The sequence below is a fragment of the Paenibacillus sp. FSL R5-0908 genome, from assembly GCF_038006245.1.
In the GTDB taxonomy this organism is placed as follows: Bacteria; Bacillota; Bacilli; order Paenibacillales; family Paenibacillaceae; genus Paenibacillus_AQ; species Paenibacillus_AQ odorifer.
Map to the genome: position 1 here is coordinate 6,348,760 of NZ_JBBOUV010000001.1, position 11,926 is coordinate 6,360,685.

Below are 11,926 nucleotides of genomic sequence, written 5' to 3' on the forward strand. Positions count from 1 at the left end.
TCAATTATAGCGCTTCCAATAGGTTAAACCAAATGTTTTAAATGTGTATAATCGCAACCCTATTTTTATTAAAATAGAAAACAAAAAAACAAGGCAAAAAAACGCTTCATCAAGCCCAGTGCTCAATGAAGGTTTTTTGCCTTATATTATAATGCCTTTATTCCTTATCCTTATATTTCAATCTCTTCCGTTGAATCCGAAAGACCACCACTCTGCACGCCATTATTATTGGCTACCGCAAGAACATATACTTTATATTTAACACCCTTAACAATTAATGCACCATTAACATCTCTTCTCGAGGCTACAATTGTAGGATTCGTTCCGTTAGGCGTTATCGACGTATAATACGAGGATTTCACCTCAATTGCTTCCGCTGAACCAAAACCTTGTTTGGATGGAACCACCAGAATTCGATATTCCGAAATGTTAGACTCGTTAGAGGAACGGTTGAAACTTACTAGTATTTTACCCTCATCCACACTGTACGTTACATTGGTGACAGAGGTTACCGGCAGCTTAGTGGATAAAGTTATGGCATTCGACTCTGAGGACAACACATTAGTGCCTGAGTACTTGCCGCTGCCAATCGTTAACACATACACTCTGTAACTGATTCCACTCTTTATTAAATTTCCGTTTACGTCTCTGGCTGAAGAATCCAAGACTTGACTGGTATTATTTCCTGAAGTGCCTACCGCAGTATAATTGGAGCTAGAAACCGCATTTGCCTGGGTTAAGCTAAAGCTGCTGTAATAGGAAATAGGTACAATCAGGATTCGATACTGGCTAATGTACGTTTCATCCGTGGCATGGTTAAAGGATATTTTCAAATCCCGGCCGTCTTCGTAATCATTAACGTCCCTTACATCCAAGCTCGAAATAGGAGCCAATTTGTAATCTACATTCAACGTAATTAAAGGTGAACCAGAAGAAAGAACATTGCTGCCCGAGTAATTCCCGCTTCCGACGGTTAATACATATACTCTGTAATTGATTCCACTCTTTATCAGATTACCGCGCACGTCCCTTGATGACGAGGTTAACACTTGATTGGTGCTGGATCCTGTTGTGCTCACTGCTGTGTAGTTGGAACTGTACACATTATTGGCGTCAGATAAACTGAAGCTGTTGTAATAGGAAGTAGGTACAACCAGGATTCGATACTGGCTAATATACGTTTCATTCGTAGCGTGGTCAAAGGATACTCTTAAATCACGGCCATCATCATAGTCATTTACGTCGCTTACATCCAAATTGTAGACAGCACTCACATTGTAGTCAACAGCCAACGTAATTAATGTTGACTCCGTTGAGAGAATGTTGGTGCCCAAATTCTTCCCGCTTCCAATCGTTAACACATACACTCTGTAAGGTGTTCCATTCTTAATCAAATTACCACGCACGTCTCTTGCTGACGAGGCTAACACTTGACTGGTGCTAGATCCTGTTGTGCTCACCGTTGTGTAGTAAGAGCTGGAGACATTATTCGCCTCAGATAAACTAAAGTTGTTGGAATAAGCTGTAGGCACAACTAGAATCCGGTACTGGCTAATATACGTTTCATCTGTAGCGTGGGTAAAGGATACTTTTAAATCCCGGCCATCTCCAAAGTCACTAACGTCGCTTACACTTAAATTAGAGACATTGACCGAGGACAGCGTAATCGCAGTTGAAGCAGCAGACAATAGATTATTGGCTGTATTACTGCCACTATCTACACCCATAACAAACACACGGTAACCAACTCCCGTCTTAATGAGGGCACCATCCACATCCCTTGCTCCAGACGATAAGATCTGGGTGATATTGGAACCTGTTTTGTTGACCTGTGTGTAATTTGAACTGCTAACAGCATTTGCTGCCGCCAAATTAAAAGAAGAATAATTAGTAGCTTTGACTACAAATATCCGGTAAGAACTCACCTTGGATTCATCCGATACCTTATTAAAACTTACGGCTAAATCGCGGCCATCACTATAATCGCTCACATCATTTACTTGTACATTACTTGGAGCAACGACTACGGTATTAGTATTAAGCGATATAGTCGCAGAACTATACGAAAGAGCGCTGGTATTATTACCTTTGCCCACTGCGAAAACATAAGCTACATAAGTTTGATTACCTTTAATGAGATCACCATCAACATCCCTTGAATTTGCAGTCATTCTAATCGTAGGATTAGTGCCTGTAGCTAAAACAGTAGAATAATTGGCGGATGTAACCTTTTGTGCAGATGAGATATTAAAAGCGCTCCAAGCCTTTACAATCATTACCCGGTAATGATCCACAAGAGCTTCATTAGAAGATTGGGTGAAGCTGACCTGGAGATCACGGCCGTCACCGTTATCACTTACATCCTTTAACTGTACATTCGATGCCGGATTTACAGTTCCAGTTTTACCGCCGGAAGTCGTTATGGTCACCACTTTGGTACTTGAATTCCAACCCACATCATGACCCAATGACTCACTTACAAACCGTGTAGGAACCATCGTTCTTCCTTTTAAATTCTGACCCGGCACATCTAGAGTTACAGCTTTATTGTTAATCGTGGCTGTCTTTGAGCCAATCTTTAACATAATCGTTGTATCATCTTTAGTTGCAGTTACAGTTTGTGTTTTCTGATTCCACTTGATGGTGGCATTAAAGGCTTCAAAGATTGCCCGTAGGGGTACCATCGTCCGTCCATTTACCATCACCGGTGCTTGATCTGTGGACAATCGAACCCCATCAATAAAAATACTGATGGGCGCAGTAGCAGCTTTCACTGAAGATTGAAACATCATCGGCAAAACTAATAAGCCCACTAAAATAGAAATCCATAACTTCTTCACAGATTCACCCTCCTGGAATGACGAATACATTTTTTTCCTAACCTTTTGACGCTCCTACTAGGATAAAAGTTTCACGATTTATGGTTACAATATTTTAATCTGGAACCCGTTCCTTCGATCCGCCACAAACCGCTCTGTAAAAAGAAAAAGAAAGCGCAGTGTGCGCTCTCTCCTTTGTGTTATTCACTGATACTTTTATCCACATTTTTCTTCGGAATTCCATCCAATCCGTACTCCCAATCATAAGCATCAAAAATTTTTCTCGCTACAGGTGCTGCACTGCTAGATCCAAATCCGCCTTCAGGAATAACTACAGCTACAGCAAGTTTTGGATTTTCACGTGGTGCAAAAGCTATAAACACCCCGTTATCACGGTTTATGTTTTTACTATCCGTCTGTTGTGAAGTCCCTGTTTTACGTGCAAAATCATAGGGAAAATCACCGAAGGCACTTTTAACGTCACTGTTCATCCCTTTCTTTATCTCCCGCCAATAGGATTTATCGAAAGTAGTCACTTCATCAAGCACTTCCCGTTTGAATTCTTTGATAACTTTACCTTTGGAGTCCGTGATCTTGCTTACTAGCTGTGGTTTGATTCGTTGCCCTTCATTGGCTAGTGTAGCCGCATATTGCGCCAACTGAAGAACGGTATAACGTCCCTGCTGCCCAAAAGAAGCATAAACAAGTGCCGACTGAACTGAACCCGCTTTAGCTTCAGCTTTATAATTCAAATCACCCAAGTATTCCCTTGGTAAACCTATCCCAGTTGGAACACCTAGACCGAATTCTTTCATATATGTGTCCCATACCCCGATGCCCTTAGACTTGTATTTTTCGTACAATTTTTTCCCGATCATATCAACCATATATACGTTTGAAGATTTTTCAATGGCTGTATAAGGATACAAAGAGCCGTATACATGATTGGATGAGTTCCTTACATTAGTCTCATGTCCTTCTCTACCAAATGAGGTGATCCCCTTATCTTGATAAGTAGAAGAAGTACTTATAAAGCCCTCTTTTAAGCCAATTAACACACTCAATGGTTTTATAGTCGAACCGAGCAGCACGGTAGATTCAAAATTATGCCCTGATCTTCCTGATGAGTATGGAGTTATTGTTCCATTTTGGTAATGCTTTTCAATTTTTTTATACACCTCTGGAGAGATCGAACCCGTAGCCCAGCTGTTGGTATCATAGTCAGGCATACTTGCCATAGCAATAACATTACCTGTATCCACTTCCATGGCCACAGCGTAACCTGTTAAAGCATCAGGATGTGTTTCTCCCTGAACGGTGTGTGAATGCAACCACTGAATCTGATCTTTAATGGCTTCTTCGGTCTTTAGCTGAATTTTTTTATTAAGGGTAGTCCAGATAGTGCTTCCTTTGACCGGGGGTTCAATACTTACAATTTTTTCTGCCATGTTCTGCGGATCTACGGAAACTTCCTTATAACCATTCTGTCCCCGAAGCTCCTCCTGGTATTGCAGCTCCAAGCCATCAAAGCCTACTAGCTCATCCTCTTTATAGTTAAGTCCAGGGTTCTGATTATTTTTCATCGCCTGAAGTACATCCTTATAAAGATCTAAACTGGTAGAGGATTTGAAAAATTTCACGTAGCCAACAGCTTGTACAGCCACCGTATCGGTATCATAATGCCTGCTGCTTTCCTCTATCACTTCAAGGTTTGGATATTCGTTTTTGTGTTCTAAAAAATAAGCGATTTCTTTCTTAGTTAAACCTGATTTAATTCTTCGCGCTATATAACCAGAGAGTTTTTTTGAATATAAATCCATAGACTCCAGGATCTCTTCTGTGGTTAGTTTTTTCTCATTAGGATCACCATAAGTTCCGAAGGCTTCTGCTAACTTGCTGGCGAGTGTCTTTGATTTATTATTTGCCTCAGCAGTTAAGGTAACTTTTTTCGTAGTTTTATCTGTTTTTGTTGCGGTATATTCCTTATCCAAAGTAAGGTACAAAGATTGAACGGGCGTTGAGTATGCTAATTTCTCTCCATCAGCAGCGAGGATATTCCCTCTCAATGCCGATAATGCCACTATTTTCGTATCCCGATTAGCCTCAGCTTCAGATAACGTAGGTCCTTCGACAAATTGCAAGACCGCAAGGCGTAGGATAATCACACAAAAAATAATAAAAGTGCTAAAGAAAAAAATATTGATTCTTAATTCGCCAGAGTTGTTAATAGTTTTGCTGCCGTCTTGTACACCTTTTCTGTCGAAGAGCCTCACATAATCCCACTCCTTATTTCCAAAATTCTACAGCATAAGATTAAAGTATAAACTAGCAAACGGAAATATACAAAATTAAGAATAATAGTTAAATAATTGTTCACAAATCGATAATATCCAATTAAAAAAGCAGCTTTCCCCGGTATGGGAGAATCGCTGCCTTTTGTTTATGGGCATTGGTGGCCTGCACCAATAAATTGTCATCATTCGTTGAGGCTTAAGGACTCAGATGACTTTATATGCGGATTTTTAGCCTTTGGAGCTTGGTTTCGGACTCCAGTCACGTTATTTCATAGGAAGAAGGGCAAATCGGGTGCTTTTCATGCCAATAGCGACTATGCGGTCCGTTGTCACTTCAAATGCGAAATAAAGCTGCGTTTAAGGTCATCTGTGTCCGATAGCTGTAGCGTAAGGGGGGGAAATCTTAAACGAATGAAACGATGTTTGAGGCGTTCTAGATGGAGTAAGCTCTAATTAATCAGGGGTGCCCCAGCAGCCATTTTACGGCTGCTGGGGCACCCCCTGATTTTTTCTTATAACAAAATCTACACTTTTCTAACCTGTGACCGGTACATTAGAAACAAGAAATACGGAGCCCCAATCAGCATAATAATAAGGCCTGAAGGGATTTCTTTCGGCGCCATTATGGTTCTTCCGAGCGTATCGGCAATGACGAGCATCAAGCCGCCAAGTAATCCTGACAAAACAATCGAGCGTCTCGTATGATGACCAATCATCATCCGCACCGCATGCGGCGCCATGAGTCCGAGAAAGCCAATTGTTCCCACACTTGCAACGGCTCCCGCTGCAAGCAAAACGCCGATAATCATAGCCCAAAGCCGCGTTCCTCGAACCGGCAAGCCCAATCCTGTTGAACTCTCGTCACCAAATGCCAACAAATCGCATTTTCGACCCAAATAGTATGCAATCGGAACAAGTACAAGCAGGAATACAAATAAGATGTAAAATTGATTCCAGCTTCGTCCATAAGTCGAACCCGTTAACCAAATTAAGGAGCTACTGCTCCATAAACTTCCTTTGACGATCATGACCTGGATTCCCGCAGAGGCAATTGCAGAGACTGCGATTCCAAGCAAGATCAGAACCGATGGATTCAAGGACCTGCGCCAAGCCATAGAAAAGACAAAAGCTGCAGCCAGTGCCCCACCCACGATTGCGGCAAGCGGAACTGCGAATACCGTTAAGGCTGGCCAAACGATCATTACGGCCAAAGCACCAAAGCCAGCCCCTGAGGTTACACCAATAATAGAGGCATCTGCCAATGGATTCCGAACAGCACTTTGAATCAGTACACCACTGATTGCAAGTGCGATCCCTCCTGCAGCCGCTACGAGTGTACGGGGAAGTCTTAAATTCAGCAGGACGGAATAGGATTGATCCCCCCTATGGAACAGACTGCTCAGCAATTCGCTGATCGGTATTTTTGTTCCCCCAAACGATAAGCTTACGAGGATAATAACAATCAGCAGCACGGTCATAAATATAGCTGTCGGCACAAAGCGCAGACGCAGTCCCGCCCCACCGATACTCATCGATGATTGGCCAGTGCCTGAGCCCGATATATTTTTCATCTTGGTGAGTACCAGCCAAATGAGCCACGGAGCTCCAATAATCGCCATAACTGCACCAACAGGCATTTCACCCACACTGCTTCGCACTACACGCGCAAGCGTATCCGCTGCCGTGATGAGCAATGCTCCCCACAACGCGCTTGCAGGAATGAGCAGGCGATGCTTGCGAATCCCACTAAGTCTGACGAGATGGGGAGCCACTAAGCCGACGAAGCCAATCGGTCCAACCACGCTGACTACAACCGCAGCCATTAATACCGATAGGCCAAGTCCTGTCGCCCGAATTAACCCTACTCGCTGTCCAAGTGAACGGGCGGTTGACTCATCGAGCTCCAGCGCATCAAATTGTCTGCCGGCAAATATCGCTGCCAATAGCAGCACTACGACAAAAGGCCAGGCATATATAACACCGTCCCAATCCAACTGGATTAGGGAACCTGAACCCCATAAAAACAGATTTTGTGTTTCTGTTCTTTTAAAAATATGTATGGCCGATGTAAACGCTCCGAGCACCATGGAGACGATCATACCTGACAAAGCCAGCCGAACAGGTGTGGCCGCCTTGCCTCCACTCAATAAATAAGCGGCTAAAGCAGCAAGCAGTCCCCCTGCAACTGCGAGCAAAAATGGAAACTCATGCTGCAAAGCAGGAAAAGCTACCATACCAAGCACGACCATAAAGTATGCCCCGGCATTAATCCCAAGTGTATCTGAGGAAGCAAGCGGGTTCTTCGTTATAGTTTGCAATAATGCCCCAGCCACAGCCAGAGCAGCCCCGGCCAGCAGACCAATAACTGTACGTGGCATGCGGATATCCCAGAGCAGATTATGTTCCATTATATCTTGGCGATTCAGTAAGCCATCTATAACAGTAGCTGCAGGGATCTTGGCTTCCCCAAAGCCTAAACTTAAAACGAACAGAATGAAGAGGACGGCAAAGCCGCCCCCAAATATTCCAATGATCCGCCAGTTCATGCCGATAGAGGCTTCTTTGCTACTCTTTTCGTTCATAACCGCACTCATTTCGTTAATGTATTTACAACTTCATCCACGATAACTTTGGAGGAGATCGGGCCGCCGAACACCCAAGTAGTACTGCTCAATCCGAAGGTGCGATTCTCTTTCACAAAATTAAGGCCATTCCAAACGGAATTATCCTTCAGTTCTTTCGTGAAAATATTATCATCCTCTTGGACGATATAGATCAGATTTGTATCCTGAACCGCAGGCAATGCTTCAACTGTAGAGGTGCTGAATCCGTAAACTTCGAAATTTTCGGGTTTCCAGTCGTTTTTCAGACCGATCCGATCCAAAGTTTGTACCGCAAGTGAATTATCTGTAAAAAGACGCATCGTTGCCGCATTCTGGTAGCTGTATGCTTGTGTCAGTACATAGTTCAAGCCTTCTTTGCCTGCATCAGCCAGCTTTACTTTTGCATCTGCATAATGTGCATCCAAATCAGCAAGAACCTTATCAGCTTCTGCTGTTTTGCCTACTGCCGCTGCAATCGTTTTGAAAGTATCTTCCATCAGCGTGTACTGATTGCCTTCTCCTTCATTTGGATATAGGCCGAAAATCAGTGTTGGAGCGATACTTTTAAGTTGATCATAAATTCCTTCATGCCCACCCGTATTGGCAATAATCAGATCAGGCTTTAATGAAGCAATCGTCTCCAGATCTGGCTCGTCACGGGAACCAACATCAGTCACGTTTGCATCAAGTGGTGCTTCAGAAGTCACATACAGCTTATAGTTTTCGTTATCTGCGTTACCTACTGGCTGCACTCCCAGTGCAATAACATCCTCCGTAAAGGTCCATTCCAATACCACAACTTTTTGCGCAGGTTTGTCCAGCGTAATCTCGCCTTTAGAATCTTTTAATACAATAGGACCGCTTGTAGATTCACTGCCCGCGTTTTCAGCAGCTGGTTTGTCAGTTGCTCCCGCGTTCGATGTTGAATTATTCTTTTGGTTAGTACCACAGCCTGATACGACCAATATGATAGCAACAACCATAAATAAACTAATTAACCTTTTGTGCATTTACTTTATCCCCCTGGATTCAACGTTCGAAGTTGATTCTATGATAACAGTTATCAATCTATTGATAATGATTATCATAGAAAACATATTAGTAATCTTATACGTGATTCTCCCGAAAGTCAAAGTTAAAATTTAATGTTTAACCGTACCTACTCCATGATCTGGTTTGTAATTCTTTCAATGTGTATGGTCAGATACAGCATTTCATCATTTGTTAACTCCCGATTGTATGTTTTATCAATATAGATTTTAATTTTCTCAACGCTTGCGAAAGCTTCCCTATACTGCTGCTTTACCAAAATAAATAAACCATTCTCATTATCAGGAGGTGGAGTACCGTTGATGAGACGTTGTGCAAAAAATTTCAAATGAGTGATAAAACGGTAATAAGCAAGGGACTCCTCGTCGTACTCTAGCCTAAAATGGCGCTTCACGATATTTAGGATGTCGTTCATGATCTTGGTGATATTCACCATGTTAGGCATCTCTTCATTTAGTTCAGCATTCACCAGATGGAGAGCAATATGTCCAGCCTCATCTTCGGGAAGTCTGACTCCGAGCTTGGAATGTATTATTTGAAGCGCAGCTTTCCCAACCTCATATTCTTCTTTATAGAATTTTTTGATTTCCCAAAGCATGGCGTTTTTAATCTTCATCCCTTTTGAGAATCTCTCCAGCGCAAAACTGATATGATCTGTCAGACTAACATAAATACTGTCATCCAGCATTTTACCGAGCTGCAGTTTGGCGAAGTTGATAATCTCTTCTGAGAGCTCCATGTGCTCGATTGGAATCTCGGAAAGCAGCGTTTTTAGCTTATCTGAAAGTTTTTGATTGCTTAAAGTGAATATCTTTTCAATTTTATCTTCTTCTAAAAAGTCTCCACGTTTTTTCTTAAAGGCCAGTCCTCTTCCCATGACTACTAGTTCAAAATTTTGTTCATCTATGACAGTAACAACATTGTTGTTTAACACTTTTTCGATCCGCATATTACAGCTCCTTACCTTTTCATTTTTACGAAGCTAGCACTTTTTTATAGTATTCTATAATAAAAAATCGATCTCTAAGTAGCAGTGCTAAGAGATCGATTCCATTCATACCTTATAACTCTTCAATAGATCACACTACAACAGTCAGCAGATCTTCACCCGGTGTAATAGCTGTTTTATTGGTACCAATCACATCACTATAATTAGCCGTATTGGTAATAATTATCGGCGTTGTGCATTGATAACCTTCATTTTTTATTTGTTCAAAATCAAACTCAATCAATAGCTCACCCTGTTTAACTGTTGCGCCTTCTTGCACTTTCACATCAAAGTATTTACCTTTTAGCTTCACGGTTTCTATACCGATATGAATCAAGACCTCAACACCCTCATCTGATACTACCGCAATACAATGACCTGTTCTGAAAATAGTGGATACAACTCCACTTACCGGTGAATAAAGCTTACCTTCTGTGGGTTCAATTGCAATCCCCTTACCCATTGCTTCAGAAGCAAAGGCAGCATCATCTACTGAGGTTAACGGGATTACGTTACCAGCCAGAGGGCTTACAACGGTTGAACTTTTAACGGCGTGAGGGAGGATAACTTCGCTTTTTTCAGTATTCGTTTTTTCTTCTACAATATTCACTTTCTTTTTATCTTCATAACCAAATACCATGGTAATTACCATAGCCAATACAATGGTCACTCCTGCTATAATCGCTTGAACCGCCAGCGGAGAGAATGCAGGAAGACTTAATACGCTGACAAATGCGAAGACTTCCATCTTCACTTTGAAAAGACCACTAAGTGCTCCACCTACTCCGCCGGCAATGGTTACATAAATGAAAGTCCGTTTGTAACGAGTCAGCAATCCGTAAATAATAGGTTCTGTTACACCTGAAAGCGCGCCTGGTATAAATGTACTGCCGGCCAATGTTTTCAACTGTTTGTCCTTTGTTTTCAGGAAGATCCCCAACGCTACACCCAGCTGAGCGAAGATGGCCATGCCGGCCATTGCATATATCGGATCTCCACCCTTAGCAATGTTCTCAAGAATAATTGGCACAAGTCCCCAGTGCAATCCGAGCACAGTCAAATACGTCCAAGCTATTCCCACAATTGCTCCCGTAACAATACCGCTTTTCGTACTGAGGAACAAAATAGCGTCTCCAATTAAATTCCCTACATTCACGCCAAACGGTCCGAACGCTAAAATAGTTAACGGTACAATCACAATCAAACATATCATAGGGACTAAGAACATCTGCAAATCCTTGTGTATAAACTTTCTTAGCTGCTTATCCAATAAAGCGTATATACAGATGGCGATAAAAATCGGAAATACGCTTGATGAATAGTCCGAAATTACTAAAGGAATACCTAAAAAATGTGGAGATTCAACACTTGCTAATCCCGTAATATTAGGCTCAAGTAAGGCCGCACCGATACTACCACCCACATAAGCATTCACACCCAACCTAATCGATAACGTAATTCCTAAGAAAATAGGTAGAAAATAAAACACGGCATTACTAGCGCCGGCTAATACTTTGTAAGTTTCACTATCCGCACTTAGAACATGTAACGAAGCAAGTACGGTTAATAGCGCTTTCAACATACCCGCACCTGCTAAAGCACCAATCAGAGGCGAAAAGCTTCTAGAAATAACATCAAAAATCAAAGTCCCTATAGGTTTCTTTACCTTGTTCTCGCCAGAGTCACTGTTAGGGGATATGGATTTGGCAATTTCTTTATACACATCAGCAACATGGGTACCCACTATAACTTGAAATTGCCCCCCTTTGCTAACTACCCCAATAATCCCTTTCATTTTCTCCAAATTTTCTTTATCAGCTTTTTGCTCATCGTTAAGTGTGAATCTTAGTCGCGTGGCACAATGAATCACATTGTTAATATTTTTCTCCCCACCGACAGATTGGATAATGTCTTTACTTAGCTGTTCATAACTCATTTTTATACACCCCTTTGTAACAGATCAATTAATCACGGATATCAGGGAACACAAAAAAACCTAAATCACATCTATGTACGAGAGAGATTATCCCGTAATCATAAATGAAACTTAGGTTTTGCCTGCTATGCAGTAGCAATCCTGATATCCGATTAATTTATTATTTACAAATTAACATGTTCAATTAATGATGTCAACAATAAACCAAGGTCTGTATAATATTGGATAACAAAAAA

Annotated in this window: 6 protein-coding genes; all 6 read right to left on the reverse strand. The window is 41.8% G+C overall.

From position 1 onward, the window contains the following. Positions 1-170 precede the first annotated feature (170 nt). The 6 genes from MKZ09_RS28680 to MKZ09_RS28705 all read right to left on the reverse strand — a co-directional run bounded on the left by MKZ09_RS28680 (position 171) and on the right by MKZ09_RS28705 (position 11,690). On the reverse strand, positions 171-2,840 hold the full coding sequence (locus tag MKZ09_RS28680) for a copper amine oxidase N-terminal domain-containing protein (RefSeq protein ID WP_076206929.1): 2,670 nt from the start codon (positions 2,838-2,840) through the stop codon (positions 171-173). Positions 2,841-3,019: 179 nt separating this feature from the next. Then, positions 3,020-5,092 (reverse strand): peptidoglycan D,D-transpeptidase FtsI family protein, encoded by a 2,073-nt coding sequence (locus MKZ09_RS28685; protein WP_076206926.1) that lies wholly within the window; start codon positions 5,090-5,092, stop codon positions 3,020-3,022. A gap of 545 nt (positions 5,093-5,637) precedes the next feature. After that, positions 5,638-7,695: an iron ABC transporter permease gene (locus MKZ09_RS28690; RefSeq protein WP_076134124.1), complete on the reverse strand. Its 2,058-nt coding sequence runs from the start codon at positions 7,693-7,695 to the stop codon at positions 5,638-5,640. Positions 7,696-7,703: 8 nt separating this feature from the next. Next, on the reverse strand, positions 7,704-8,726 hold the full coding sequence (locus tag MKZ09_RS28695) for an ABC transporter substrate-binding protein (RefSeq protein WP_076134123.1): 1,023 nt from the start codon (positions 8,724-8,726) through the stop codon (positions 7,704-7,706). A gap of 149 nt (positions 8,727-8,875) precedes the next feature. Further along, entirely contained in the window at positions 8,876-9,715 is an 840-nt protein-coding gene (licT, locus tag MKZ09_RS28700) for a BglG family transcription antiterminator LicT (protein ID WP_076206923.1), read from the reverse strand. Between the two features lie 130 nt (positions 9,716-9,845). After that, complete coding sequence (locus MKZ09_RS28705) at positions 9,846-11,690, reverse strand: beta-glucoside-specific PTS transporter subunit IIABC (protein ID WP_076134122.1); 1,845 nt, start codon at positions 11,688-11,690, stop codon at positions 9,846-9,848. Positions 11,691-11,926: the final 236 nt, after the last annotated feature.

Bases quoted from the DNA above. Each gene is read 5' to 3' on its own strand.
- MKZ09_RS28690 (WP_076134124.1), bottom strand. From the start codon at position 7,695: ATGAACGAAAAGAGTAGCAAAGAAGCCTCTATCGGCATGAACTGGCGG.
- MKZ09_RS28695 (WP_076134123.1), bottom strand. From the start codon at position 8,726: ATGCACAAAAGGTTAATTAGTTTATTTATGGTTGTTGCTATCATATTG.
- licT (WP_076206923.1), bottom strand. From the start codon at position 9,715: ATGCGGATCGAAAAAGTGTTAAACAACAATGTTGTTACTGTCATAGAT.
- MKZ09_RS28705 (WP_076134122.1), bottom strand. From the start codon at position 11,690: ATGAGTTATGAACAGCTAAGTAAAGACATTATCCAATCTGTCGGTGGG.